General features: G+C 64.4%; 23 protein-coding genes and 1 pseudogene. 15 read left to right on the plus strand and 9 right to left on the minus strand.

Annotated elements, in window-relative coordinates; all coding sequences use genetic code 11:
* Nucleotides 1-378 precede the first annotated feature (378 nt).
* From JOY50_RS29220 to JOY50_RS07220, 8 genes and pseudogenes are all read left to right on the plus strand, one after another.
* A pseudogene (locus JOY50_RS29220) lies at nt 379-1344 on the plus strand (HAMP domain-containing protein); the annotation flags it as partial.
* A 102-nt stretch (nt 1345-1446) separates the two neighbouring features.
* The gene (locus tag JOY50_RS29225; RefSeq protein WP_370453613.1) at nt 1447-2202 is read left to right on the plus strand and encodes a methyl-accepting chemotaxis protein; all 756 of its coding nucleotides are present in this window, start codon (nt 1447-1449) and stop codon (nt 2200-2202) included.
* 97 nt (nt 2203-2299) lie between these two features.
* Entirely contained in the window at nt 2300-3316 is a 1017-nt protein-coding gene (locus JOY50_RS07195) for an ABC transporter substrate-binding protein (RefSeq protein ID WP_243054997.1), read from the plus strand.
* Complete coding sequence (locus tag JOY50_RS07200) at nt 3313-4161, plus strand: proline/glycine betaine ABC transporter permease (RefSeq protein WP_132843449.1); 849 nt, start codon at nt 3313-3315, stop codon at nt 4159-4161. The genes JOY50_RS07195 and JOY50_RS07200 overlap by 4 nt, the downstream gene beginning before the upstream one ends.
* A gap of 158 nt (nt 4162-4319) precedes the next feature.
* The gene (locus JOY50_RS07205; protein ID WP_132843465.1) at nt 4320-5183 is read left to right on the plus strand and encodes a LysR family transcriptional regulator; all 864 of its coding nucleotides are present in this window, start codon (nt 4320-4322) and stop codon (nt 5181-5183) included.
* Between the two features lie 235 nt (nt 5184-5418).
* The gene (locus JOY50_RS07210; RefSeq protein ID WP_132843468.1) at nt 5419-6336 is read left to right on the plus strand and encodes an AEC family transporter; all 918 of its coding nucleotides are present in this window, start codon (nt 5419-5421) and stop codon (nt 6334-6336) included.
* Between the two features lie 33 nt (nt 6337-6369).
* Nucleotides 6370-6981 carry a cell wall hydrolase gene (locus tag JOY50_RS07215; RefSeq protein WP_028613064.1) on the plus strand — a complete coding sequence of 204 codons (612 nt, stop codon included), beginning with the start codon at nt 6370-6372 and terminating at the stop codon, nt 6979-6981.
* A gap of 205 nt (nt 6982-7186) precedes the next feature.
* On the plus strand, nt 7187-8038 hold the full coding sequence (locus JOY50_RS07220; RefSeq protein WP_028613065.1) for a CAP domain-containing protein: 852 nt from the start codon (nt 7187-7189) through the stop codon (nt 8036-8038).
* Nucleotides 8039-8066: 28 nt separating this feature from the next.
* On the opposite strand, the gene JOY50_RS07225 is transcribed toward JOY50_RS07220, so the two are convergent.
* On the minus strand, nt 8067-9041 hold the full coding sequence (locus JOY50_RS07225; RefSeq protein WP_132843473.1) for a GlxA family transcriptional regulator: 975 nt from the start codon (nt 9039-9041) through the stop codon (nt 8067-8069).
* Nucleotides 9042-9146: 105 nt separating this feature from the next.
* Between JOY50_RS07225 and JOY50_RS07230 the strand changes: the two genes are divergently transcribed.
* Complete coding sequence (locus JOY50_RS07230; RefSeq protein WP_243054998.1) at nt 9147-9758, plus strand: LysE family translocator; 612 nt, start codon at nt 9147-9149, stop codon at nt 9756-9758.
* Between the two features lie 44 nt (nt 9759-9802).
* Here JOY50_RS07230 and JOY50_RS07235 read toward each other — a convergent pair whose 3' ends face one another.
* Both JOY50_RS07235 and JOY50_RS07240 read right to left on the minus strand, forming a co-directional pair.
* Complete coding sequence (locus JOY50_RS07235) at nt 9803-11002, minus strand: MFS transporter (RefSeq protein ID WP_132843477.1); 1200 nt, start codon at nt 11000-11002, stop codon at nt 9803-9805.
* A 104-nt stretch (nt 11003-11106) separates the two neighbouring features.
* A complete protein-coding gene (locus JOY50_RS07240; protein WP_138737014.1) occupies nt 11107-12012 on the minus strand; it encodes a LysR family transcriptional regulator in 906 nt (301 codons plus the stop codon).
* Nucleotides 12013-12128: 116 nt separating this feature from the next.
* Between JOY50_RS07240 and JOY50_RS07245 the strand changes: the two genes are divergently transcribed.
* The 3 genes from JOY50_RS07245 (at nt 12129) to JOY50_RS07255 (ending at nt 16495) form a co-directional block, all read left to right on the plus strand.
* The gene (locus JOY50_RS07245; RefSeq protein WP_043196586.1) at nt 12129-12479 is read left to right on the plus strand and encodes a cupin; all 351 of its coding nucleotides are present in this window, start codon (nt 12129-12131) and stop codon (nt 12477-12479) included.
* Nucleotides 12480-12699: 220 nt separating this feature from the next.
* Nucleotides 12700-15117 carry a glucose/quinate/shikimate family membrane-bound PQQ-dependent dehydrogenase gene (locus JOY50_RS07250; protein WP_132843482.1) on the plus strand — a complete coding sequence of 806 codons (2418 nt, stop codon included), beginning with the start codon at nt 12700-12702 and terminating at the stop codon, nt 15115-15117.
* Nucleotides 15118-15226: 109 nt separating this feature from the next.
* A complete protein-coding gene (locus tag JOY50_RS07255) occupies nt 15227-16495 on the plus strand; it encodes a carbohydrate porin (protein ID WP_016499341.1) in 1269 nt (422 codons plus the stop codon).
* Between the two features lie 76 nt (nt 16496-16571).
* On the opposite strand, the gene argE is transcribed toward JOY50_RS07255, so the two are convergent.
* Both argE and JOY50_RS07265 read right to left on the minus strand, forming a co-directional pair.
* Nucleotides 16572-17738: an acetylornithine deacetylase gene (gene argE, locus JOY50_RS07260; protein WP_132843484.1), complete on the minus strand. Its 1167-nt coding sequence runs from the start codon at nt 17736-17738 to the stop codon at nt 16572-16574.
* Nucleotides 17731-18408, minus strand: a complete 678-nt coding sequence (locus JOY50_RS07265; RefSeq protein WP_132843487.1) for a DUF1028 domain-containing protein — start codon at nt 18406-18408, stop codon at nt 17731-17733. Before JOY50_RS07265 ends, argE begins: the two co-directional genes overlap by 8 nt.
* A gap of 341 nt (nt 18409-18749) precedes the next feature.
* Between JOY50_RS07265 and JOY50_RS07270 the strand changes: the two genes are divergently transcribed.
* Complete coding sequence (locus JOY50_RS07270) at nt 18750-20069, plus strand: NAD(P)/FAD-dependent oxidoreductase (protein ID WP_243054999.1); 1320 nt, start codon at nt 18750-18752, stop codon at nt 20067-20069.
* Entirely contained in the window at nt 20069-20485 is a 417-nt protein-coding gene (locus JOY50_RS07275; RefSeq protein WP_028613076.1) for a RidA family protein, read from the plus strand. Before JOY50_RS07270 ends, JOY50_RS07275 begins: the two co-directional genes overlap by 1 nt.
* On the opposite strand, the gene JOY50_RS07280 is transcribed toward JOY50_RS07275, so the two are convergent.
* From JOY50_RS07280 to JOY50_RS07295, 4 genes are read right to left on the minus strand one after another with little or no spacing between them, the layout of a single operon-like run.
* On the minus strand, nt 20476-21306 hold the full coding sequence (locus JOY50_RS07280) for a sugar phosphate isomerase/epimerase (RefSeq protein WP_132843494.1): 831 nt from the start codon (nt 21304-21306) through the stop codon (nt 20476-20478). The two genes, JOY50_RS07275 and JOY50_RS07280, sit on opposite strands and share 10 nt — an antisense overlap.
* Nucleotides 21303-22043 carry an SDR family NAD(P)-dependent oxidoreductase gene (locus tag JOY50_RS07285; protein WP_132843496.1) on the minus strand — a complete coding sequence of 247 codons (741 nt, stop codon included), beginning with the start codon at nt 22041-22043 and terminating at the stop codon, nt 21303-21305. The genes JOY50_RS07280 and JOY50_RS07285 overlap by 4 nt, the downstream gene beginning before the upstream one ends.
* Entirely contained in the window at nt 22040-23389 is a 1350-nt protein-coding gene (locus tag JOY50_RS07290) for an MFS transporter (RefSeq protein ID WP_132843499.1), read from the minus strand. Before JOY50_RS07290 ends, JOY50_RS07285 begins: the two co-directional genes overlap by 4 nt.
* 40 nt (nt 23390-23429) lie before the next feature.
* Entirely contained in the window at nt 23430-24257 is an 828-nt protein-coding gene (locus tag JOY50_RS07295; RefSeq protein WP_028613080.1) for an amidohydrolase, read from the minus strand.
* A gap of 146 nt (nt 24258-24403) precedes the next feature.
* On the opposite strand from JOY50_RS07295, the gene JOY50_RS07300 reads away from it, so the two are divergent.
* Nucleotides 24404-25339, plus strand: a complete 936-nt coding sequence (locus JOY50_RS07300) for a LysR family transcriptional regulator (RefSeq protein ID WP_132843501.1) — start codon at nt 24404-24406, stop codon at nt 25337-25339.
* Nucleotides 25340-25474 lie beyond the last annotated feature (135 nt).

Genomic DNA, 25474 nt, shown 5'->3' on the forward strand with positions numbered 1-25474 from the left:
GCCCCACCCAGCCCCAAAGCCATAACCCTTAGTGCCCAAAAAAAGGGATCCGCCCCCATGCCTTTGCGCCAACTATCCATCCAGTGGAAGATCACCCTGCTCGCCGGCCTCTGCCTGGCCGGCATCGTCACCTTGCTCGTCGGCCTGTCGTTGTACCGCATGGACCACAGCTCGGACCTGGTCAAGGCCAGCAGCATGCAGATGCTGACCGAAGCGGCACAATCGCGCATCGAGTCGCAGGGTGAAGTGCAGGCGCTGAACATCCGTCGCCAGTTCATGGACGCCTACCAGTACGGCGCCGGCTTCGCCCGCCAGGTGCTGTTCCTGCGCGAACAGGCAGAAAAGCGCTACCTCGACGCGTTTGACCTGCGTGAGGACATGACCCGCCAGGTGCGCACCGCCCTGCAGGCCAACCCCGACCTGCTCGGCCTGTCGCTGGTGTTCGAGCCCAACGCGCTGGACAACAAGGACAACCTGTTCGCCGGCAAGCCGGAGCTGGGCAGCAATGAAACCGGGCGCTTTGCCCTGTACTGGTCGCAGCCCCGTGCCGGCCAACTCACCGCCATGGCGCTGCCTGAACATGACATGGCCAACACCGAAATCGGCCCCAGCGGCCAGCCGGCCAACACCTGGTGGGTGTGCCCGCGTACCACCGGCAAGGTGTGCGTGGTAGAACCCTACTTCTATGATATCGATGGCCAGCAGGTACTGATGACCAGCATCGTTTTCCCGCTGGCCGTCAACGGCAAGACCATTGCAACGCTGTCCATCGACATCAACCTCAACAGCTTGCAGGCCCTGAGCCAAGAGGCCAGCCGCAGCCTGTACGAGGGCCGCACCACGGTCGGTATCCTCAGCCCGGTCGGCCTGCTGGCCGGCTATAGCGCCGATGCCAGCAAGCTGGCCCAGCGCTTCGACCAGGTTGACACGGCCAAGGGCGCAGAACTGGTACGCAAGCTGGCTGATGGCAAGCTGACCATCCTGCACGACCAGCAGCGCCTGAAGGTGCTGGCCGCGTTCCGGCCGATCCCCGACGCGCAACCCTGGGGCGTGCTGCTGGATGTGCCGGAAAATGCCCTGACCGGGCCTGCCGAAAAACTCAAGCAGGAACTGGACGCGTTGAACACCAGCGGTACCCTGCTGGAGCTGGGCTTGGGCCTGGCGGCAGCCATCGCCGGCCTGCTGATGGTGTGGTTGATGGCCCGCGGCGTTACCCGGCCGATCCTCGGCGTGGCCGCCATGCTCAAGGACATTGCCAGCGGCGAAGGCGACCTGACCCGCCGCCTGACCTACCAGAAGCAGGACGAGCTGGGTGAACTGGCCGGCTGGTTCAACCGCTTCCTGGACAAGTTGCAGCCGACCATCGCCGAGGTCAAGCGCTCGGTACAGGCTGCCCGGGGCACCGCCGACCAGTCTTCGGCAATTGCTACGCAAACCAGCGCCGGCATGGAGCAGCAATACCGCCAGGTCGACCAGGTGGCCACGGCCTCGCACGAAATGAGCGCTACCGCCCAGGACGTGGCGCGCAGCGCGTCCCAGGCTGCACAGGCCGCCCGTGATGCCGACCAGGCCACCCGCGAAGGCCTGGCGGTGATCGACCGCACCACCCAAAGCATCGATGCCCTGGCGGCCGACATGAGCAACGCCATGGCCGAAGTCGAGGGCCTGGCGCAGAACAGCGAGAAGATCGGTTCGGTGCTGGAAGTGATCCGCTCGATTGCCGAACAGACCAACCTGCTGGCGCTCAACGCGGCCATCGAGGCAGCCCGCGCGGGTGAAGCCGGCCGCGGCTTTGCCGTGGTTGCCGATGAAGTACGCAACCTGGCCCGACGCACCCAGGAGTCGGTGGAAGAAACCCGCCAGGTGATCGAGGCCTTGCAAGACGGCACCCGCGAAGTGGTCGGTGCCATGGACAACAGCCACCGTCAGGCCCAGGGCGGTGTCGAACAGGTTGGCCAGGCCGTGACTGCGTTGCAGCGTATCGGCCAGGCGGTGACGGTGATCACCGACATGAACCTGCAGATCGCCTCGGCCGCCGAAGAGCAAAGCGCGGTGGCCGAAGAGATCAACAGCAACGTGGCAACCATCCGCGATGTCACCGAATCGCTGTCGGGGCAGGCCAACGAGTCGGCGCGTGTCAGCCAGTCCCTGAACAGCTTGGCCAACCAGCAGCAGGCGCTGATGGACCAGTTCCGCGTCTGAGGCAAACGGGGCCGTCCCGCGCGGCCCTGAGCCTCGCCATCACCTCGTCGTCTACACTTGCCCCCACCCCCAAGGCGCGGCAAACGACGAGGTCTGGATGAACAAGTTTTCAACGCTGCTGGCCGGCCTGATGCTGGCCGTAGGCCTGGCCAACACCCACAACGCTGTATTGGCAGAGCAACGCCCACCGATCCATTTCGGTGCCATCGGCTGGGAAAGCGGTGCCCTCACCACCGAAATCCTGCGGCTGATCGTGGAGCGCGGATATGGCTACACCACCGATACCCTCCCCGGCAGCACCGTCAGCATGGAAGTGGCCCTGGCCCGCAACGACCTCCAGGTGATCGCCGAAGAGTGGGCCGGACGCAGCCCTGCCTGGGTCAAGGCCGAGCAGGCAGGCCAGGTATTCGCACTGGGCGACACCGTCAAGCACGCAGAAGAAGGCTGGTGGGTACCCGCGTACGTGATCGAAGGCGATGCTGCTCGCAAGTTGAAGCCTTTGGCGCCCAAACTGCGCAGCGTCGACGACCTCAAGCGCTACCCGCAGGTCTTTCGTGACCCCGAGTCACCCGACAAGGGCCGTTTTCTGAACAGCCCCAGCGGCTGGACATCGGAAACGGTGAACAGCCAGAAACTCAAGGCGTATGGCCTGGATGAGCTGTATACCAACTTCCGCAGCGGCTCCGGTGCGGCGATGGATGCCGAAATCGGCTCGGCTATCCGCCGTGGCCAGCCAGTGCTGTTCTACTACTGGAACCCGACCCCGTTGATGGGGCGATACAAACTCATCCGCCTGCAAGAGCCGCCGTTCGATGCCCAGGCCTGGGCCACCCTGACAGATGCCGCCAACCCTGACCCGAAGGGCAGCCGCTCACTGCCGGCGAAACTGTCCATCGGTGTATCCAAAGCCTTCCGTGATGGCTACCCGGACCTGGTCGCGGTGTTCGAGCAGGTCGACCTGCCGATCGATCGGCTTAACAAGGCGCTGGCCGTCATGAGCGAAAAGCGCACACCACCGCGCGAGGCCGCCCAGACCTTCCTGCGTGACAACCCAGAGGTGTGGAAAGCCTGGCTGCCTGCCGACGTTGCCAACAAGGTCGAGGGCAGCCTGTGAGCAATGGCTTTCCCCAAGCCCTGCAATTTTCTTTCGCTGACAGCGTAAACAGGCTGGTCGACTGGCTGGTGCTGAATTACGGCGATCACTTGCGCACGTTCTCTGACCAACTGCTGCAACTGTTGGTCGGCCTGGAGAACGGGCTGCGACTGCTACCCTGGTGGCTGCTGTTGCTACTGGTTGGCCTGCTTGCCTGGCACGCCAGCCGCAGCCTGCTGCGCAGCGCGGTACTGGTGGCGCTGCTGGCCCTGATTGGCATGCTCGGGCTGTGGGACAAGCTGCTGCAAACCTTGGCCTTGGTACTGGTGAGTACCGGTTTGTGCGTGCTGGTGGGCGTGCCGCTGGGCATACTGCTCGCTTCCCGGCCACTGGCCAGACGCCTACTGCTACCGGTACTGGATGTGATGCAGACGCTGCCGGCCTTCGTTTACCTGATCCCGGTGCTGATGCTGTTCGGCCTGGGCAAGGTCCCCGCCGTTTTCGCCACGCTGATCTACGCCCTGCCGCCACTGGTGCGGTTGACCGAACTGGGCCTGAGCCAGATCGACCCTTCGCTGCTGCAGGCCGCACACGGCCTGGGGGCCAGCCGCTGGCAGCGATTGCGGCGCATTGCCATGCCGCTGGCGCTGCCAAGCATCATGGCCGGGCTCAACCAGTCGGTAATGATGGCCTTGTCGATGGTGGTGGTGGCGTCGATGATCGGCGCCCGCGGGTTGGGTGAGGATGTGCTGGCGGGCATCCAGACCTTGAATGTCGGCCAGGGTGTGGAGGCCGGCCTGGCGATCGTCGCCCTGGCGATGGTGATCGACCGGATCAGCCAGGCGTATGGGCGTATTGAGCGCTGAACAATGTTGCCTGTACCGGCCCTATCGCCGGCAAGCCAGCTCCCACAGGCTCAGCACAATGGCCGCTGCCTGTGGAGTACCTGTGGGAGCTGACTTGCCGGCGATAGGGCCGGGCCTGACAATACTGCCCTGTCAGCTTGTAACCGGATCTCCTCCGCATGTCTCTCAAAGCCTTGCGCACCCTGGTAACCATCGCCCGCCACGGCACCTTCGCCCGCGCCGCCGACCTGCTCAGCCTCACCCCTTCGGCGGTGAGCCTGCACATCAAGACCCTTGAAGACGAGTTGCAGGCACCCCTGTTCGACCGCAGCCGCAGGCAGGTGGTGCTGACCGAAGCAGGCCAGTTGGCGGTGGCCCGTGCCGAGACCCTTCTGGCTGCCTACGACGAGCTGGCCGACGCTGTGGCCAGCGGCCCTAGCCTGCGCGGCCGCCTGCGCCTGGGGGCGATCCATACCGTACTGGCGCGGCGCCTGCCCAAGGCGCTGGTGTGGATCAAGGCCCACTACCCGCAGTTGCACATCAGCGTGGCCTCGGGCATGTCGGCGGAGCTGGCACGCCGGGTGGAAGACGGTGAACTGGACGCGGCGATCACCACTGAGCCGGTCAGCCCGTACCCACAAAGCCTGGATTTCACGCCGCTGTTCGAGGACCACTTCTGGGCCATCGCCAGCCCCGAACTGGCCGGGCACACGGTACCGGAGCTGCTCGCCAGTCAACCGTTCTTGCGTTTCGACAAGCGCGCCTGGGCCGGGCGGCAGATCGAGCAGGAACTGCGCCGCCAGCATTTGCAGGTGAGCGAGCAGATGGAGCTGGACAGCCAGGAAGCCTTGGCAAGCATGGCCGTCATGGGCCTGGGCGTGGCGATCATCCCAATGGCAGACGACGACCTGAAACGCCTGCCGCCGGCCACCTGCCTGCCGTTTGGCGAACCGCAACTGACCCGGCGTGTGGTGTTGCTGGAGCATGAGAAAAGCCAACGACGGCATTTGAGCGCGGTGTTGAAGACTGCGCTTGAAGCGTAGTTGCAATTACTGACTGTCCTGGCGGGGTCTCTGTGGGAGCGGGCGCGCCCGCGAACACCGGCGCAGCCGGTGCCATCCATCGCATTGGATTCTTCGCGGGCACGCCCGCTCCCACAGAGGCCGTGTAATGCCTAAACCATGCATTTTTTCTCAACAGTCAGTGCAGAAAACAACGTTTTTACAGATCAGTCCCGAGCAGTAGTCTGTGCCCGTACCCGACCACGGACCGTCGACCATGCTCCACTTGCTGCTGACCACCCTGCTACCGATCATCCTGCTGATCACCCTGGGTACTTTCCTGCGCCTGCGCGGCTTTCTGGCCGAGGGTTTCTGGCCCGGCGCCGAGCGCCTGAGCTACTACGTACTGCTACCTTCGCTGTTCCTGCACGGCCTGGCCACCGCCAACCTCGATGGCGTACCGGTGATGGGCATGGTCGGGGTACTGATGCTCTCGACCCTGGCCGGCGCCGTGCTGCTGGTGATGTACCAGGGCGCGATCAACCACGACGGCGCTGATTTCACCTCGGTCTTTCAAGGCGGCATCCGCTTCAACAACTACATCGGCGCCACCCTGGCCGCCGGCATCTACGGCAGCGCCGGCATTGCCCTTGCAGCAGTGGCCAATGCCGCCATTGTGCCCTTGGTCAACCTGCTCTGCGTACTGGTGTTCGCCCGTTTCAGCGCCCGCCACAGCTCACCGGCCACGGTGCTGCGGGCAATCTTCGCCAACCCGTTGATCGTCGGCTGTGCTGGTGGCCTGCTGCTGCGGGTGACGGGGCTGGGCTTGCCGCCGGGCATCGAACCCACGGTCAAGGCGCTGGGCCAGGCCGCCCTGCCGCTGGGCCTGCTGTGTGTGGGCGCAGCGCTGGGTGGGGCCAGCCTGGGCCAGCAGGTGCGCCCGCTGATGGCGGCGTCGGCGTTCAAGTTCCTGGTCATGCCCTTGACCACCTGGGGCCTGTGCCGCGTGCTGGGCCTGAGTGGCCAGGCAGCTGTGGTGGCAGTGCTGTTCCAGGCCCTGCCCACCGCTTCGTCCTCCTATGTGATGGCCAGGCAAATGGGTGGCAATGCCCCCCTGATGGCTACCATCATTGCCCTGCAGACCGTAGCCGCCGCTGCCACCCTGCCTTTGGTATTAATGCTTACGCTTGGCTAGACTGGCAATTAGCCCCCATTCGGAAGCTTTGCCATGCGCGCTGCCTGGATAGTGATTGGCTTGACCTCGGCCCTGCTTGCAGGCCCCTTGCATGCTGCCGGTACAGCCAAGGCCGCGGCGGCTGAAGACAAGGCCGAAGTACTGGAAGAAAAGGTGGCCCACGATGCCCCACCGCCGAAAAAAACAGAAAAACTGACCTCAAGCGAAGCCCAGGCAGTCGACCCGGCCGGCCAGGCGCCACTGGACGACAGCATTACCTGCCTGGCCCGCACCATCTATTGGGAAGCCAAGGGCGCCGATGCCGAAGATATGTCAGCCGTAGCCAGCGTGGTACTCAACCGCCTGGGCCATGATGGTTTCCCCGATACCATCTGCGGCGTGGTCAAGCAGGGCGTGGAGACCAAGGCCTGCCAGTTTTCCTGGTGGTGCGACGGGCGCCCGGACCAGGTCGAGGAAGCGCAACGCTACGATGTGGCCAAGGAAATTGCACGCAAGGCGCTCAACCAGCAATTGAAAGACCCCACCGGCGGTGCACTGTACTTCCACGACCGCACGGTGCACCCCGATTGGGCAAAGGCCTACCGCAAGACTGCGCAGACCACGCACTTCCTGTTTTACAAGCCCAACCAGGCGTTGGCCCGTTGATGCCAAAACGTTGAAAGCTTTAGCTTGATACGAATGATTAGCAACCCATCGCACTTTTCCGGCGACCACTGGTCTACTCCCTCTTTTGCCGCCCGCAACCATTGCCGGCGTTTTCATTGCTTTGCACCAGCTAGGGCCAAAAGCCCCGGGCTTGTGTAGGATGAGCAGCGCATACCACGACGCTGCCAGTCATAGGGAGATCAACATGCGCGTCCTGCCATCCGTTGCCGCCTTCTCGCTGGGCCTGGTTGTCTCGACCGGGGCACTGGCTGTCACCGGCGAAGAGGCGCAACTGATCGACTCGATCAATGTCTACCGCAGCAAGGCCCAGCCCTGCGGTGGCGAGGCGTCGCTGGAGCTGCCGCCGCTCAACAGCGACACCCGCCTGGCGCTGTCGCCAGAGGGCACCCGTGACCTGCAGCAGGCCATGACCCGCGCCGCCTACCCCATGGTCAACGTCCAGGCCATCAGCCTGTCGGGGCCACGCGATGCGCGCGCGGCCATGCACGCCATCGAAGAAAGCTTCTGCCAAGTGGTGCTCGACCCGCAGTTTGTCGATATCGGCGTAAGCCAGGAGGGCCGCGACTGGCGCATCGTGCTGGCCCGACCGCTGCTCAGCGGTCGCCTGGGCGATTGGCAGGCCGAGGGGCAGAAGGTATTGCAAGAGATCAACGCTGCGCGCAAGGTGCCGCGCCAGTGCGGTGGCCAGCCGTTCGCCGCAGCCCCCGCACTGAGCTGGAGCACGGTACTGGCCGGGGTCGCCGCCAACCACACGCGGGCCATGGCCAACCAGAACTTCTTCGACCACATCGACAAGGATGGCCGTACCCCCGGTGACCGGGCGGAGCTGGCCGGCTACCTGTACCAGCAAGTCGGCGAAAATATCGCCGCCGGGCGTGACACCGCGCACAAGGTAGTTGATGGCTGGCTGGAGAGCCCGGGGCATTGTGCCACGCTGATGAACCCGGACTTCCGCGAACTGGGTGCCGCCTATGCCGTGGACCCGAAAAGCGATGCCGGGATCTACTGGACCGGCTTGTTCGGCACACCGCAGTAAGCCCTCCCACAAGGGGCTGCGCCGAGTTTCAGCTTGGGTGATTGGCTGCCCGCAGTGCCAGGGCCGTGCAGCCAAACCGCCGCCGTACACATTTACCCAGGTAACTGGCATCGCCCAGACCCACTTCATCGGCAATCTGCGCCAAGCTGTGGCTGGAGTTGAGCAAGCGCCAGCGCGCCTGCTGCAGGCGCATTTCCAGCCACCAGGCCTTGGCACTCATGCCGTGGCTGGCCTGGAACTGCCGGTCCAACTGGCGTCGGCTGATGCCCAGTTCAGCGGCCAGTTGCTCTACCGCCAGCGGGGTGCCCAAGTGGTGACGCATCAGGGCCTGTGCCCGCTGCACCTGGCGCCCCTGGCCCACGCCCAGCTCCAGCGAGCGCAAGGCATGGCGGCTGTCGCGGGTTTCGTCCACCAGCATGTCGGCCAGCCCTTTGAGCGCCCGGGTTCGCCCACAGGCCAGTGACAACAGCGCCACTGCCAGGTCGATGGCCGCTGTGCCGCCAGCGCAGGTGATACGGCCTGCATCGATGCAATACAGTTGATCGCGCAGCACCTGCAACTGTGGGAACGCTGCCCGAAACTCGGCTTCGTGACGCCAGTGCACCACCACCTTGTGCCCCCGTAACAACCCACACGCCGCCAACAGGAAGGCGCCATTGTCGACCCCTACCAGCTTGACTCCGGCTTTGCCGGCCTGTCTGAGCAAGGGTTGGTAGCGCGGCGCCAACGCAGCTGTAGCCATAGCGTTGCGCCCGCCGAACACCACCAGGTAGTCGAAACCGGCCAACTCGAGCTCGCCGGCCACAGCCTCGACTTGCACCACCGCACCGCTGCTCGAAGGTACCGGGTCGAGGGTGAGCCCTGCCACGGTCCAGCTGCAATAACGCTGCTGGCTGTAGTCCTCGTCGTCGGCGCTGAAACGCAATTTGTCGAGGAAACCGCCAAATGGCAGCAAGGCAAAATCCGGTAACGGCAGAATCAGCAGGCGGATATCAGGCAGCATGACATTGCGTCCAGAAAAGACCATTAAATGTCCAGATCATACCCTTCCTGACTGGGTCGCGCGCCATACACTGGCACCCTCCAAATCACCAAGGCTTCAACCACCATGGCACTCGACACCTGGCTTATCTACCTGCTGGCCAGCATCGGCCTGTCACTGACACCGGGCCCAAACAGCCTGCTGGCCCTCACCCATGGCGCCCTGTATGGCGCCCGCCGCACGTTATTCACCATTGTTGGCGGCGTGTTCGGCTTCAGCGCGCTTATCGCCCTGGCCATGTTTGGCCTCAGCGCGTTGCTGCAAACCTCGGCCTCGGTGTTAAGCGTGCTCAAGTGGGTGGGCGGCGCCTACCTGGTCTGGCTCGGTATCCAGCTGTGGCGCAGCCCGGGCCTGCACCTGGAATTGACCGAGCGCAGCGCACGGCTTGGTAATGCAGGTTTGTTCCGCCAAGGCTTGTTGTCGGCCATGGCCAACCCCAAGGTGCTGCTGTTCTATGGCGCCTTTCTGCCGCAGTTCATCGACCCGCAGCACGGGCTGATGCTGCAGTTCCTGGTGATGGCGGCGACCTTTGCCAGCGTCGAGTTTCTGGTCGAGTACCTGTTGGCCCGCCTGGCGTTTCGCATCCGGCCGTGGCTGGCTAAGGGTGGCAAAGGGTTCAACCGCTGCTGCGGCAGCCTGTTTGCCCTGATTGGCGTGGCGCTGCCGCTTGGCCGCTAGTACTTGGTGCAGGTATGCACGGTCTTTGTGGGAGCGCATACCGTTCAGGATCGGGGAGCTTTGGCCATAAAAGCGATCAATGCCAGGCCAGGCAACCCTGCCCCCACCAGCGCCACACCTTGCCAGCCAAACTGGCTGAACAGCGCACTGGCCACTGCCGACCCCAGCGCCCCACCCAGGAAGATGCTGGTCATGTACACCGCGTTCAGCCGCCCGCGGCTGGCCGGGTCCAGTGCATACACTTCGCGCTGGCCGATGACCATGTTCATCTGCACCGCAAAGTCCAGCAGCACGCCGGTCAGGCCCAGGCCGATCACGCTGTAGCCCGGCACCGTCAAACCCAGCAACAAGGCCGCCGGCGCCAGCAGCAGCGCCAGCAGCGAACCGGCCCGCGCATGCCCCGCATCTGCCAGGCGGCCGGCCAAGGGGGCGGCAACGGCCCCCACCGCGCCCACCAGGGCGAACACGGCGATCTGGGTCTGCGACAGGCCATGCTCACCCGCCAACGCCATCGGCACCGCAGTCCAGTAAAGGCTGAAGGCTGCAAACATCAGTGCCTGGTACAACGAACGCTGGCGGAGCAGCGGATAGCGGCGCAACAGTGTAAGCAACGAAAGCATCAAGCCGGCATAGCTGGCCTTGTGCTCGGGCCGCCGCTGCGGCAGGGTCAGGGCCAGCAGCATGATGATCGCCAGCATCACCCCGGCAGCGCCAATGAACACCGCCCGCCAGCCGAAGTGGTCGGCCACCAGGCTGGACAACGGCCGCGCCAGCAGGATACCCAGCAACAACCCGCCCATGATGTTACCGACCACCCGGCCACGCTGCTGCTCAGGCGCCAGATGCGCCGCCAGCGGAATGAGCATCTGCACCGCCACCGAGCTGAACCCGATCAACAGCGCATAGCCCAGGAACAGCCGGCCCTGGCCGCTGCTGCTGGTCCCCGCCAGCAGCAGGCTGACACAGGCCAGCACAGCAGTGGCGACCATCAAGCGGCGGTTTTCCAAAAGGTCTGCGAGCGGCACCAGCAACAGCAGGCCCAGGGCATAACCCAGCTGGGTGAGTGAAACGATCAGGCTGGCGTGCTCGGTGGACAGCCCCAGGTCCGGTGCGATCAAACCGACGATAGGTTGGGCGTAGTAGATGTTGGCGACGATCGCGCCGCAGCAGAACGCCAATAGCACGACCAGGGCCCGGCTCAGGCTTGTGGCTGCGGGCTGCGCTGCGGCAAGGGAGGGATTCATGCGAGGTTCCTCGACAGGGGTGGAATATGCCGCCTACCTTAACCAGACGCGTCAATGCCGAGAATCCAGCCCTGGCGCAACGCGCTTTTGCGCACAGCGCAACGCTAGCCGTGCCGACCTAACAAACCTTCGCAAAAATCGATAAACGCATTCACACGCCGCGAACCGCGGTGGTTGGGCAGGTACAGGGCGTTGATGCTGTCGTTGGCCGTACCAGGGCTGGCCCGCCAGTCAGGGAACACCCGCAGCAGGCGCCCGGCCAGCACATCCTCGCGCACCAGCCAGTCGGCCAGCAGCGCGATGCCACTGCCGGCCAGTGCGGTTTCGCGCAACATATCGGCATTGGCGCTGCGCAGCGGCCCGCTTACGTTCAACTCCAGGTTTTCCTGGCCAAGCACCAGCCGCCAGGGGCGCGCTTTCTGCCCGTAGCGAAAACGCAGGCAGGCGTGCTCCAGCAACTGCCGGGGGTGCTGCAGCGTATCTCGCCCGGCCAGGTAAGCCGGGCTGGCCACCAGCCAACGCTCGAAGCGGCCGAGCTGGCGACATACCAATTCGTCATTGGCCGACGGGTCGCCCAGGCGAATCGACAGGTCATAGCGCCCGTCCAGCAGGTCATCCAGGCGGTCGCTGAGGTCGATGTCCAGCTCCAGCGCCGGGTGCCGCGCCAGAAACGGCCCCAGGTGCGGGGCGATGACCCGCCTGCCGAACTCCACCGGCAGGCACAGACGCAACACGCCGACAGGCTCCTCGCCACGGTCGGCAACACTGGCATCGGCCTCATCCAGCGCCTCGAAAATGCCCCGCGCACGCTCGTAGTAACGGGCGCCGGCTTCCGTCAGGCTGACCTGGCGAGTCGAGCGGTTGAGCAAGGTGGTGCCCAGCGCCGTTTCCAGCGCATCAACCAGGCGCGTTACCGACGAAGTCGCCAGCCCAAGCCTGCGCGCAGCGGCAGAAAAGCCTTGGGCATCGACAGTGGCCACGAACATCTTCATCGCCAAGAGTTTGTCCATGTGCTGCCCGTCATCCAAATCTCGGAAAGGTCTTACAAACAGCCGGGCGGGTCAAGAAGCGCGCTGCAGGGTATTTGCGTCCATAGTGGCAACACACCTTCAAAGCGAGGCTTTCCATGACACCGAATAACCTGCTGACTGCCCTGCCACCCTGCGACCCCACCAGTGCCGAACGTGTCGACGAGCTGCTCAGCCGCCCTGGCGTGCGTGTGGAGCGTATTGTATCCAGCGGCCAGGCTAGCCCGCCCGGTTTCTGGTACGACCAGGCCGAAGGCGAGTGGATCGTGCTGCTCAGCGGTGCCGCCGGCCTGCGTTTCGAGCACGAGCACCACACCCGTTTGCTGGCGCCGGGCGATTGCCTGGACATCCCGCCCCACTACCGCCACCGCGTGGAGTGGACCGCCCCCGGCACAGCCACCATCTGGCTGGCAGTGTTCTACACCAGCTCCACCCCGTGGCCAGCGTGATACCTGGCCACTTTTGTACTCGACCAAAGTATGAATGCATATTACATAACGCGCATGAACACCTCGTTTAATGCATTTTTCAGCACCTGATCTACACTTTTAGCCACACCATCGCACGTTCAGCCCTGCGACAATCAGCCTCATTAAATTATGTACCAACTTGTTAATTAGCAAGCTAAGGGCTTAGACTGCGCGCATTCCACCTGCTGAGATCCCTGGCATGAACGAAACACCGCGCGCTTCCCGCGCCACAAACATCATCCTGATCGGCCTGGGCGTGATCATCGCCCTGCTCGGCCTCCTCCTGGCTGCTGGCGGCATCAAGCTGGCCGGCCTAGGCGGTTCCTTGTACTTCCTGATCGGCGGCCTGGCCATGGCCATCGCCGGTGTCCTTGTCGCCTGCCGCAAGAAGGCCGGTGCCTGGCTGTACGCTGCGTTCCTGATCGGTACCGCGATCTGGGCGCTGATCGATACTGGCCTGGTGTTCTGGCCGCTGTTCTCACGCCTGTTCATGTTTGCCGCGATCGGCATGGTGGTGGCGCTGGTCTACCCGCTGCTGGCCCGTGCCAACGGCGCCAGTGCCGGCCGTGGTGCCTACGGCGTTGCCGGGGTGATGGCCGTGGCACTGGTGATCGCCGCCGGCAACATGTTCGTTGCCCACCCAAGCGTCGCCCCCACTGGCAAGGGGCCGGGCATGACCCCGGTCGAAGCTGGCAAAGAGCAGAAGGACTGGGCCCACTACGGCAACACTGAAGGTGGCAGCCGCTTCGCCGCGCTGGACCAGATCAACCGTGACAACGTGAACAAGCTGAAGGTGGCCTGGACCTACCACACCGGTGACGTGGCCATCAGCGACGGCAACGGTGCCGAGGACCAGTTGACCCCGTTGCAGATCGGCAACAAGGTGTTCATCTGCACCCCGCACAACAACCTTATCGCCCTTGATGCCGACACCGGCAAAGAGCTGTGGAAGAACGAGATCAACGCCCAGTCCAAGGTCTGGCAGCGTTGCCGCGGCATGGCCTACTTTGACGCCGCTGCAGCCATCGCCCAGCCGACCCAGCCGAACAGCTCGCCGGTCGCCGGCGGTAGCGTGCCGGCCGGTGCCAACTGCCAGCGTCGTCTGCTGACCAACACCATCGATGGCCGCCTGATTGCCGTCGACGCCGACAATGGCGAGTTCTGCCAGGGCTTCGGCAACAACGGCCAGGTCAACCTGATGACCGGCCTGGGCAATGTGCCGGACTCCTATTACCAGCTCTCCTCCGCACCGTTAATGGCCGGTACCACCGTGGTGGTCGGCGGCCGTGTTGCCGACAACGTCCAGACCGACATGCCAGGCGGCGTGATCCGTGGTTTCGACGTCATCACCGGCGAAATGCGCTGGGCCTTCGACCCGGGCAACCCGGAAGACCGCCAGGCACCGCAGGGCGACAGCACCTATGTGCGCAGCACCCCGAACAGCTGGGCACCGATGTCCTACGACCCGGCGATGAACACCGTGTTCCTGCCAATGGGTTCGTCGTCCACCGACATCTACGGTGTAGAGCGCAGCAAGCTGGACCACACCTACGGCGCTTCGGTGCTGGCCCTGGACGCCACCACCGGCAACCAGAAGTGGGTGTTCCAGACCGTGCACAACGACCTCTGGGACTTCGACCTGCCGATGCAGCCGAGCCTGATCGACTTCACCAAGGACGACGGCCAGTCGGTTCCTGCGGTGGTGATCGGCACCAAGGCCGGGCAGATCTACGTGCTCGACCGCGCCACCGGCAAGCCGCTGACCCAGGTCGACGAAGTACCGGTCAAGCCAAGCAACATCCCGAACGAGCCGTACTCCCCAACCCAGCCGAAGTCGGTGGGCATGCCGCAGATCGGCGCGCAAACCCTGACCGAGTCGGACATGTGGGGCGCCACCCCGTATGACCAGTTGCTGTGCCGCATCGACTTCAAGAAAATGCGCTACGACGGCCTGTACACCGCGCCGGGCACCGACCTGTCGCTGAGCTTCCCGGGTTCACTGGGTGGCATGAACTGGGGCAGCATTTCTACCGACCCGGTACATGGCTTCATCTTCGTCAACGACATGCGTCTGGGCCTGTGGATCCAGATGATTCCGTCGCAGAACAAAGGCGGTGCGGCTTCCGGTGGCGAAGCGCTGAACACCGGCATGGGCGCAGTACCGCTCAAGGGCACCCCGTATGCGGTGAACAAGAACCGCTTCCTGTCGGTAGCCGGCATCCCGTGCCAGGCACCACCGTTCGGCACCCTGACCGCCATCGACATGAAGACCCGCCAGGTGGCCTGGCAAGTACCAGTAGGCACCGTTGAAGACACTGGCCCGCTCGGTATCCGCATGCACCTGCCGATCAAGATCGGCCTGCCAACCCTGGGCGGCACTCTGTCGACCCAAGGCGGCCTGGTGTTTATCGCCGGCACCCAGGACTTCTACCTGCGCGCCTACGACAGCAGCAACGGTAACGAAATCTGGAAGGCTCGTCTGCCAGTGGGCAGCCAGGGCGGCCCGATGACCTACGTTTCGCCGAAGACCGGCAAGCAGTATGTGGTCATCACTGCTGGCGGCGCCCGCCAGTCGACTGACCGTGGCGACTACGTGATTTCTTACGCCTTGCCGTAAGAGCGCGTCGCCCCCTTCGCGGGTGAACCCGCTCCCACAAGGTCAGCACTGGCCATGCGGGCGCGGGTTCATCCGTGAATGGCCCTGAATAACAACCCGAGACACAGCAATGCCATCCGCAATTCGCATTACCCCTACCCTGCTGCTGGCCCTGGCCAGCACCACCGCCCTGGCCGACGGCGACCTGATGACCCGCAGCACCCTGACAGGTGACTGGGGCGGCCTGCGTCACCAGCTTGAAGACGACGGCGTCAAGTTCACCGGCGACTACAGCGGCGAAACCGCCTACAACGCCCACGGCGGCCTGCACCGCTCGGCGCGCTATTCGCAGAACCTGAAGCTGGGCGTGCAGTTCGACCTGTCGAAACTGTATGGCCTGGACAACGGCGGCAAGGTCCAGCTGACCATCAACGACCGCCGCGGCAACAGTGCCTCGGAAGACCTGGTAGGCAACCGCCTGCCGATCCAGGAAAACTTCGGTGGCCTGTACACCCGCCTGACCGAACTGAGCTACGAGCGCACCCTGTTCACCCCGGCGCTCAACGTCAAGCTGGGCTACATGGCCATGGGTAACGACCTGGGCGGCCTGGACAGCGGCATCCTGTGCAACTTCATGAACGCCGGCTTCTGCGGCCACCCGCTGAACATGTCCGGTGGCAGCGGCTGGACCAACTACCCCAACGCTCACCTGGGCGTGCGGGTGAAGTACGACCTGTCGCCTGCCTGGCAATTGCGCGTGGCGGCGTTCAACGTCGACCCCGAGAGCAATGGCAACTCCAGCCGCGCCTGGCACCTGGGCCCCAAGCACACCACCGGCACCGTGGTACCGGTGGAACTGGTGTACAAGCTGCAGGGTGAACTGCCCGGCGAGTACAAGCTGGGCTACTACTACGACAGCTCCGACGTGAAACGCATCGGCAGCGATGACGAAGTATCCGGCCGTGGCGGCCACTACCTGCTGATCGACCAGGCCGTATGGAACGATCAAAGCTCGCCAGGCCGCAGCCTGCACGCCTTCGGCCAGTACTCGGCATCCAGCAAGGCCGCCTCGCCGTTCACTAAGTGGTATGGCGCCGGCGTGGTGCTGTACAAGCCGTTCGAAGGCCGCCCTAAGGATACCGTGGCGCTGGGTTACGGCCGTGCGGTGCCCAACCCGCGTAGCCGCGACGTGCTGGAAGATGCCGCTTTCAACGCAGGCCAGCAGTTCCCCGACATCGACAGCGCCGAACAGTTGATCGAACTGAGCTATGGCTACCAGGCGACCCCGTGGCTGAACTTGCGTCCGGATGTGCAGTACATCATCGAGCCGGGAGCGTTCTCGGGGAAGAAGATCGACAACGCGTTGGTGGTTGGCCTGCAGGTCAAGGCCAGCTTCTGACCTGAAGCAGACACCGATCCCTGTAGGAGCGGCCCATCGCGACGCAAGGCCGCTCCTACATACGTTCTTTACCCTGTCAGACGGGAGCCTGCCGCAGGTAATCCACCAACCTCAGCAGCATGGCATCACACCCCCGTAACTGCTCGACACTGACAAATTCATCCGGCTTGTGCCCCTGCTCCATGCTGCCAGGCCCGCACACCACGGTCGGGATCCCTGCCTGGTCGAACAAGCCGCCTTCGGTACCAAACGCCACCGTACCGAATTCATCCGTGCCACTGAGCAGCGCCACCAGCCGCGCCGCCTCGCTGTCTGCCGATGTCGCCAGCCCAGGGTACGCACTCAACGGTTGTAGGCGAATGTCACTGGCGGCATTGACCTTGCGCATGCGCGGCAGCAGCTCGGCCTCTGCATAGGTCTGCAACTGGTCGGCCACTGCCTGCGCTTCGAACCCTGGCAGCGCGCGCACTTCGAAATCGAACTCACACTCTGCCGGCACGATATTCAGCGCCCTGCCCCCTTTGATCACCCCGGTCTGCACCGTGGAGAACGGTGGGTCGAAGCGCGCGTCGTGATGCGCCGGCAATGCCAGCGCGTCACCAATGTCACCCAACTTGCCGATCAGCTTCGCCGCATACTCGATGGCATTCACCCCGTACGGCGCATACGCCGAATGGCAGGCCGCACCCTGCACCTGGCAGCGCATCGCCAGCTTGCCCTTGTGCCCCAGCACTGGCTTCAGCTCGGTGGGTTCGCCAATCAGGCACAGGCGTGGCTTGTGCGGGCGTTGTTCGAGCGCGGCCAGCATCGAGCGCACACCCAGGCAACCCACTTCCTCGTCATAGGAAAATGCCAGGTGCACCGGCATGTGCAACGGCTGGGCAAGGAACGCGGGTACGGCTGCCAGCACCGAGGCAATGAAGCCTTTCATGTCAGCCGTGCCGCGGCCATACAGGCGCCCGCCACGTTCGCTCAGGGCAAACGGCTCGACCGTCCAGGCCTGGCCGGCCACCGGCACTACATCGGTGTGCCCCGACAGCACCACGCCGCCAAGGCCCTGGGGGCCGATGGTGGCGAACAGGTTGGCTTTGGTGCGCTCCGAGTTGTGGAACAGTTCGCTTTCCACCCCCAGCTCGGCGAGGTAATCACGGATAAAGCCGATCAGCTCAAGGTTGGAGTCCCGGCTGACGGTGGCAAAGCCGACCAGCCGGGCCAGCAGCGCGCGGCTGGCAAAATCACTCATCGCCCGGCACCCCGTAGCTCGGTGCAGCCGTCGGGTTCAGGGCGCGGGTAACGTAATCCTGCATCTGCGGGCGGTACGCCTGCCACAGGCCAGCGAGCACACCGATCGGGTCGGTATCGGCCCAGTCCACGCGCAGGTCCACCAATGGCCAGGTCAGCTCGCCAGCGATCTTCAACGCCGCCGAGTGCACCGGCCCGGCCTCGCCACCTGCGGCCATCGCCGCATGCATGGCAGCCAGCAAGCGGTCGGCCAGGTGCCCGCCGGCCTCTTCAAAGGCCACTACCATCGCTTCGACCACCTGGGTCGAGGACAACAGGTTACCCGCTGCCGCGCATTGCTCACCGGCCACGGCATTGTGCGTGCCCAATGCCTCGCGACCGGTGAACAGTGCCACCTGGCCTTGGCTGTCGATCACTGTGACCTGGCGGTACTCGCTCCAGCCATTGGCGCTCAGTACCCGGTCCAGCGCAGCCGCAGGCGGCAACTGGCCCTGCTCCAGGGCATCGAGAATTTGCGGGCCCAGCGCCGGCAAGGTGATGTTCTGGGTGGAAACAGCGCCAACACCCGCACGTACCCAAGGGCAACGGGCGCCCACGGCGATGCTCGACGAACTGATGGCGATGCCGACCTGGCCGGTTTCCTGGCAGCGGCCGATGATGGAGAAGGTCATGGTAAAGCTCCTGTTGTCCTGTGCGATGCAGGGCATTCTGGGCGCAACCTTCTACCCCACGAAACCAACATTTTCCGAGGGGTTAGGCAGGAAAAAAATATGTTCTGGCAGAAATCGAGCGCCGCGCGGGCGGCGCTCGATTTCTGCACCACCCCATAAACCAAGACATGCACTGGGCCAACACACACTACACCCCACAAAATCCAAGGCCTTCGCCGTTTTATCGGCAAGCTCGAGCTAAATACTATTTTCGCCATTCGTGCAGCATCCCTAGTCTGGCTCCAGGCAACGGCGGTCCTCCAAACCGACCTTACAAAAACCGCCTGAACAAGGGCTCGGACATGACACTGAACAACCTCGAAATTGACACACTCGTCGTCGGCGCCGGCCAGGCCGGCGTGGCCATGAGCGAACACCTGAACAAGCTTGGCGTGCCGCACCTGGTGCTTGAGCGCAACCGCATCGCCGAGGCCTGGCGCACCGGCCGCTGGGACTCGCTGGTGGCCAACGGCCCGGTCTGGCACGACCGCTTCCCGGGCCTGGAATTCAACCTCGACGCCGACGCCTTCGCGGGCAAGGACCAAGTGGCCGACTACTTCGAGCAGTACGTACGCAAGTACAACCTGCCAGTGCGCACCGGCATCGAAGTGAAGCGCGTGCTGCGCAACAGCGACCGCCCAGGCTTCACCATCGAAACCAATGAAGGGGTGGTTCGCGCCAACCGTGTGGTCGCCGCCACCGGCCCGTTCCAGAAGCCGGTGATCCCGGCCATCGCGCCGAAGGACAGCAACCTGCACCAGATCCACTCTGCAGCTTACTTCAACCCCGAGCAGTTGCCTGAGGGCGCAGTACTGGTGGTGGGCGCCGGCTCTTCCGGGGTGCAAATTGCCGAAGAACTGATGCGCGCAGGCCGCCAGGTGTACTTGTCGGTCGGTGCCCACGACCGCCCGCCACGGGCCTACCGCAACCGCGACTTCTGCTGGTGGCTGGGTGTGCTGGGTGAGTGGGACGCAGAAATCGCCAAGCCCGGTCGCGAGCACGTGACCATCGCCGTCAGCGGCGCCCGTGGCGGCCACACCGTGGACTTCCGCGCCCTCGCCCATCAAGGCATGACCCTGGTCGGCCTTACCCAGTCGTTCGAGCACGGCGTGGCGCGCTTCCAGGACAACCTGGTCGAGAACATCAACCGCGGCGATGAAAACTACCTGGCCCTGCTGGATGCTGCCGATGCCTACATCGAAAGCAACGGCCTGGACCTGCCCGAAGAACCCGAAGCCCGCACGCGCCTGGCCGACCCGGCCTGCATGAGCAACCCGCTGCGCGAACTGGACCTGGCCAAGGCCGGCGTCACCAGCATCATCTGGGCCACCGGTTACGGCGTGGACTTCAGCTGGCTGCAGGTGGACACCTTCGATGCCAACGGCAAGCCCCAGCACCAGCGCGGCGTAGCCCGCGAGCCTGGCGTGTACTTTCTTGGCCTGCCGTGGTTGTCGCGCCGTGGTTCGTCGTTCATCTGGGGCGTGTGGCACGACGCCAAGCACGTCGCCGGCCACATTGCCACGCAACGCACCTACCTGGCCTACCGCGACCGCGAACAGCGCGAGGCGGATGAGCAGCAAGCCAACACGATCAGCAACGTCAGCACCCTCGGAGCCCACTGATGCCTACCCATACTCGCATCCGCATGTTCAACACCAAGGAAACCTACCCCAACCAGACCCTGGACAACGACCTGTGCCAGGCCGTGCGGGCCGGCAACACCATCTATGTGCGCGGCCAGGTCGGTACCGACTTCGAAGGCAAGCTGGTGGGCCTGGGTAACCCCCAGGCGCAGGCCGAACAGGCGATGAAGAACGTCAAGCAACTGCTTGAAGAAGCGGGCTCCGACCTGTCGCACATCGTCAAGACCACCACCTATATCACCGACCCGCGCTTCCGCGAGCCGGTGTACAAGGAAGTGGGCAAGTGGCTGAAGGGCGTGTTCCCGATCTCCACCGGGCTGGTAGTCGCCGGGTTGGCCCAGGCCGAGTGGCTGATGGAGATCGACGTGATCGCCGTGGTACCGGATCAGCAGTGACCGGCAAGCTGCACAGCGGGTGACACAGATCGCCTGCCGTGCAACCAGGCGTGGGTTACCTGTGCCGCCGCTTGCAGCCGCTGTTCTGCGGGGGAGCCGGCGCACGGCACCTCCACACTGATTTCCACGTCCCCCGGCAACGCCGCCAGCAACGCTGCCAGCGGCAGTTGCCCTTGCCCCGGCAGCAATCGGCCTTCGCGCGCCTCCCGGATGATCAGCTCATCTACGGGCGCCAGCATAGGTGCATCACACAGTTGCACCGCACGCAGCAAACCCGGGTCGACTGCGGCGATGTCGGCCACCTGGCCACCGGAGCGGAACAGGTGCAAGGCATCGACCAGCACGCCACTGTTGGCCTGCCCCGCCCCCGTCACCACCGCGCAAGCCTGTTGCAAAGTCGCCACCGGCCGCCAGCGCATGAACTCCAGGTCCACACGCAGGCCATGCCCACGCGCCATCTCACACAGCGCGGCAAAGTTGCCGGTCAGCCGCGCCACATCCTCATCGTCGCCGGACACTGTCAGGCTCACCGCGCCCAGCTCGGCACCTGCAGCCAACAGTGCCTGGTAGTCAGCCACCCGGGTTTGCGCCGTCAGCGACACGAACTCGATGTCCGTCACCCGCACGCCTTCCCCAGCCAGCACCGCCCGCAGCTCTCGCATTGCCTGGCTACCGGGCGCAACCGGGTAGGCCAGTGCACCCGCCATCACCGGGTGCAGGCGCAGCCCCACCGCACTGAACCCGGCGTGGCGCGCCTCGCGTACCAGCCTCGCCGGCGCCAGTTGCAGGGCCGTCAGGTGCGCCACGCCCAGGCCAGTCAATAGGTCGCCCTCCCACCACTGAGGTCGAATACAAAGCCGGTGGTAAAGCTGCACTCGGGCCCGGCAATCCAGCTGACCATATTGGCGATCTCCTCGGCCTTGAGGAAGCGCCCCATGGGGATCTTGGCCTTGCTCGCGGCAATATGCTCCGCTGTCATCTCGGCCATCAGCGGCGTCTCGACCATGGCCGGTGCCACGCAGTTGAGCAGCACACCGTCCTGGGCCAGCTCCTTGGCCGCTGCCTTGGTGAAGGCGATGACCCCGGCCTTGGCGGCCGAATAGGCCGAGATGTACTGCACGCCATCCTTGCCGGCCATGGAGGCGATATTGACGATACGCCCATAGCCACGTTCACGCATGTGCGGGATGGCGGTGCGGCAGCAATAGAACACGCCGTTCAGGTCGATGGCGATGACCTTGTCCCAGGCCTCTGCCGGGTACTCCCACGACGCCACCACCGGGCCGTTGATGCCGGCATTGTTGACCAGGATGTGCACCTGCCCCAGGCGCCCCAGCGTCTCGGCAAATGCCGCCTCCACCGAGGCCAGCGACGACACATCGACCGCCTGGCGCAGCACCGGCTCAAAGCCGTTTCCCACGCTGTCCCAGCCGTCGACAGCGAGGTCCCAGATCACCACTTGGGCGCCGGCCATATGCAGGCGCTGGGCGATTGCCAGGCCGATGCCACGCATGCCACCGGTCACGATTGCGGTCTGGCCTTGCAGGTACTGGCTCATTGTTTAGCTCCATTTTCGACAGTAGGAATTTCCGGCAAGCGACGCAGGTCGCTGACCATGAACAGGTAGCACAGCGCCCCCAGCACGGTGATCGACGACACGAACGCCAGGGCCCAGACGAACGAGCCGGTCAGCGAAACGATGATGCCGATGGTCAGGGGGGTAACGATGCCCGCCGCGTTGGCAAACAGGTTGAACAGACCACCACTGAGGCCCAGCAAACCTTTGGGGGCGATGTCGGAGACGATCATCCAGGCGAGCGCCGACATACCCTGGGCGAAATAGGCGATGCACAGGATGGTGATGACCAGCGCATCGGACTCCACATAGTTGGCCAGCACGATCACCGAAGCGGTGAGCAGCCCGGCGATTACCGGCAGCTTGCGCGCCACGTTCAGCGAGTAGCCCCGGCGCAGCAAGGCGTCGGACAACCAGCCGCCGACCAGCGTGCCCAGCGAAGCGGCAATGAACGGCAGCACCGCCACCCAGCCGACCTTGAGCCAGGGCATATGCCGCTCGGTGACCAGGTAAGTGGGGAACCAGGTCAGGAAGAACACGTTGGTGGAGTTGCAGGCGAACTGCCCCAGGCAGATGCCCAGCATGTTGCGGTGCTTGAGCAGCGCCGGGATCTGCGACCAACGGAACTGGGTGGCTTTCTGCCCGCCATCGACCACTCCACCACCGGCGGCGATGTAGTCGAGTTCGGCCTGGTTGGCGGTGGTCGACTCGTGCGGCTCGTGGTACTTGCGCCACCACACCAGGCCATAGAGGATGCCCATCAGGCCCACGGCCAGCAGCAGAAAGCGCCAGCCATAGGCATGCAGCACCCAGAACAACAGCGGCGTCAGGAACGCCAGCCCGGTGTATTCGGCAAAGGTGTAGATGCCGGTCGCCCTGGCCCGCTCACTCTGCGGGAACCAGGTAGCCACTACCCGGCTGTTGGTAGGGAAGCACGGTGCTTCGGTCATGCCCACCAGAAAGCGCATGCCCAGCAACGACAGAAAGCCCTGCGCCAGCCCTTGCAGGCCGGTGAACAGTGACCACAACGTCAGTGCCAGCCAGTAGGTGAGCTTGGTGCCCAACCGGTCGATGAGGATGCCACCGGGGATCTGCGCGGCAGCGTAGGTCCACGAAAAGGCAGAAAAAATCACCCCCATCATCGCCGCGTTCAGGCCCAGGTCGGCACTGATGCTGGGCGCGGCAATGCCCATCACGCTGCGGTCGAGGTAGTTGATCATGGTGCCGCCCGAAATCAGCGCCAGGATCATGAAGCGGGTGCGGGTGCGTTGCTGCGCGCGTGCCGGGGTGTCAAACACCCCGAGGCTGGCGTTCTGTTCAGTGTTCATGACGGTTGCTCTCTTGTTATTGGAGTGGCAAAACGAGCTTCTAGGCGAACCCGAACAGACGTCGTGGGGTGTCCCACATCACTGCCTGGCGCAGCCGGGCATCCGGCATCAGGCGCTCGGCCAGTTTCAGCAGCGGGCCGTAGTCCACCCGCGAGCGCTGGCGAATGAACGGCCAATCCGAACCCCACACGCAGGCATCCGCACCGAAGGCTTCGAGCAACGCGTGCACGTAGGCACGGCTTTGCTCCAGCAACGCATCGGCCGCCGCGAACTTCTGCATGCCAGACAGCTTGACGCTGGCGCGGCCACTGTCAGCCAGTTGCAGCAAGGCCTGGAAGCCCGGTTGCTGCACGCCAGCCGCCACGTCCGGCCGGCCGCAATGGTCGATCAGCAAGCGTGCACGCGAGCCCTGAAGCAGGCTACGCAGTTCAAGCAGTTGGTCTTCGCAGACCTGCACCTGGGCGAACAGGTCGAGCTCGGCAAGCTTGCCCAACAGGCCGTCAACGTCCTTCAGGCTCGCTACCCCGTACAGCGCGGGATTGAAGGCGACACCCACCACCCCTTGCGCCTGCAGCGCAGCCAGCGCATCGAGGTGGATATCCGCCTCGACCACCGCCACGCCCTTGAACCGCCCCTGCCCGGTGGCCAAGGCATGCAGCAGGCAGCGGTTGTCGGTGTGGTACCCGCTGTTGGGGCCCACCAGCAAGGCATGTTGCACACCATAGGTGTCCATCACCCGGGTGAACTGTTCCTGGGTGGCGACTTCCTGGCCGGAGGGCGCATAGGGTGCGTCGGGGTGGTACGGGAAACGGGCGGGGTCAAACAAATGGTTATGGCAATCGATCTTCGGTTCGTCAAAGATGTTCACGCAGCACTCCCGGCAGCGCCACTGCGCATGCCTTCAGATCTTGTTATTGTGCGCCGCAAGGGCAATTTGGCTGGGTTCAAGATACTGCGTGGCCGGGTTTGGCGCTCATACCCAGATGGCAAAGACCATAACCGAAGGTAATAGATATGCTGCTTGGCAACGAAGGCGCAGACGCAAGCCCCATGGTGTTCAAACTGCGGCACATGGAAGTGTTCCGTGCGGTGATGCTGACCGGCTCGATCAGCGCGGCGGCCAAGCTGCTGTACGTGTCGCAGCCGGCTGTCAGCAAGCTGATCCAGTACATCGAAGGGCGTTTGAGCTACCGCCTGTTCGAGCGCATCAACAACCGCCTGGTCCCCACGGCCGAGGCGCAGGTGCTGTTCCGCGAAGTCGAGCGGGTGTACCAGGCAGCGCTGGAGGTCAACGAATGCGCCCTGTCACTGGGCGCTGGCGGCCACCGCAAGCTGCGCATCTCGTGCAGCGCTTCGCTGTCAACGGTGGTCATCCCGATTGCCCTGGCCCAGCTCAAGCGTGAGGCGCCTTCGCTGAACATCGAGTGGCAAACCTCGCTGATGGGCGAGATGCCCAACCAGATCCTGTCGAAAAAGGTCGACCTGTCGATTGCCGCCCTGCCCGTGGTACACGATCACCTGCATTCTCAGCCCTTCATGCGCGGGCGCATGGTGGTGGTGATGCCACCCGAACACGCGTTGGCCGGGCATACCTCGCTGACCTTGCAACAACTGGAAGGCCATCCGCTGCTGCTGTTCAGGCCCGACATGCCGTTTGGCAAACTGCTTGCCGAGCACATCGAGCGGCACGGCGCGCAGTTGCCGTCACTGTTGTCGTTCACCAATGCCAACGAGGCTGTGGCGCTGGTCAAGCAAGGCATGGGCATCAGCGTGATCGACGAGTTCGTGGCGCAGGACAGCGGCCTGGCGGTGGTGCCGCTGGCAGACGAAATTCACTTCGACATCAGCTTTGTCTATTCGCGCTTCGAGCCACCGTCCCATGCGGCGGCGCACCTGATGCGCGTGTTGCAGGGCCAGGCGCAGAAGCTTGGGCGGGCGATTGTAGGCTAATGAGGCCATTGGGCCACTTTGCGGCCTATCGCCGGCAAGCCAGCTCCCACAGGGATGGCATTGTTCCCGGCTGGCGCGAACAGTGTGGGAGCTGGCTTGCCGGCGATGGGCCGCAAAGTGGCCCCGGCTGTCTGA

Origin of the sequence: Pseudomonas sp. BP01 (genome assembly GCF_022760795.1) — a bacterium.
GTDB classification, from domain to species: domain Bacteria; phylum Pseudomonadota; class Gammaproteobacteria; order Pseudomonadales; family Pseudomonadaceae; genus Aquipseudomonas; species Aquipseudomonas putida_Q.

Coding starts and splice junctions, on each gene's coding strand:
- JOY50_RS29225 (WP_370453613.1), top strand. CDS start 1,447: ATGGAGCAGCAATACCGCCAGGTCGACCAGGTGGCCACGGCCTCGCAC.
- JOY50_RS07195 (WP_243054997.1), top strand. CDS start 2,300: ATGAACAAGTTTTCAACGCTGCTGGCCGGCCTGATGCTGGCCGTAGGC.
- JOY50_RS07205 (WP_132843465.1), top strand. CDS start 4,320: ATGTCTCTCAAAGCCTTGCGCACCCTGGTAACCATCGCCCGCCACGGC.
- JOY50_RS07210 (WP_132843468.1), top strand. CDS start 5,419: ATGCTCCACTTGCTGCTGACCACCCTGCTACCGATCATCCTGCTGATC.
- JOY50_RS07215 (WP_028613064.1), top strand. CDS start 6,370: ATGCGCGCTGCCTGGATAGTGATTGGCTTGACCTCGGCCCTGCTTGCA.
- JOY50_RS07220 (WP_028613065.1), top strand. CDS start 7,187: ATGCGCGTCCTGCCATCCGTTGCCGCCTTCTCGCTGGGCCTGGTTGTC.
- JOY50_RS07225 (WP_132843473.1), bottom strand. CDS start 9,041: ATGCTGCCTGATATCCGCCTGCTGATTCTGCCGTTACCGGATTTTGCC.
- JOY50_RS07230 (WP_243054998.1), top strand. CDS start 9,147: ATGGCACTCGACACCTGGCTTATCTACCTGCTGGCCAGCATCGGCCTG.
- JOY50_RS07235 (WP_132843477.1), bottom strand. CDS start 11,002: ATGAATCCCTCCCTTGCCGCAGCGCAGCCCGCAGCCACAAGCCTGAGC.
- JOY50_RS07240 (WP_138737014.1), bottom strand. CDS start 12,012: ATGGACAAACTCTTGGCGATGAAGATGTTCGTGGCCACTGTCGATGCC.
- JOY50_RS07245 (WP_043196586.1), top strand. CDS start 12,129: ATGACACCGAATAACCTGCTGACTGCCCTGCCACCCTGCGACCCCACC.
- JOY50_RS07250 (WP_132843482.1), top strand. CDS start 12,700: ATGAACGAAACACCGCGCGCTTCCCGCGCCACAAACATCATCCTGATC.
- JOY50_RS07255 (WP_016499341.1), top strand. CDS start 15,227: ATGCCATCCGCAATTCGCATTACCCCTACCCTGCTGCTGGCCCTGGCC.
- argE (WP_132843484.1), bottom strand. CDS start 17,738: ATGAGTGATTTTGCCAGCCGCGCGCTGCTGGCCCGGCTGGTCGGCTTT.
- JOY50_RS07265 (WP_132843487.1), bottom strand. CDS start 18,408: ATGACCTTCTCCATCATCGGCCGCTGCCAGGAAACCGGCCAGGTCGGC.
- JOY50_RS07270 (WP_243054999.1), top strand. CDS start 18,750: ATGACACTGAACAACCTCGAAATTGACACACTCGTCGTCGGCGCCGGC.
- JOY50_RS07275 (WP_028613076.1), top strand. CDS start 20,069: ATGCCTACCCATACTCGCATCCGCATGTTCAACACCAAGGAAACCTAC.
- JOY50_RS07285 (WP_132843496.1), bottom strand. CDS start 22,043: ATGAGCCAGTACCTGCAAGGCCAGACCGCAATCGTGACCGGTGGCATG.
- JOY50_RS07290 (WP_132843499.1), bottom strand. CDS start 23,389: ATGAACACTGAACAGAACGCCAGCCTCGGGGTGTTTGACACCCCGGCA.
- JOY50_RS07300 (WP_132843501.1), top strand. CDS start 24,404: ATGCTGCTTGGCAACGAAGGCGCAGACGCAAGCCCCATGGTGTTCAAA.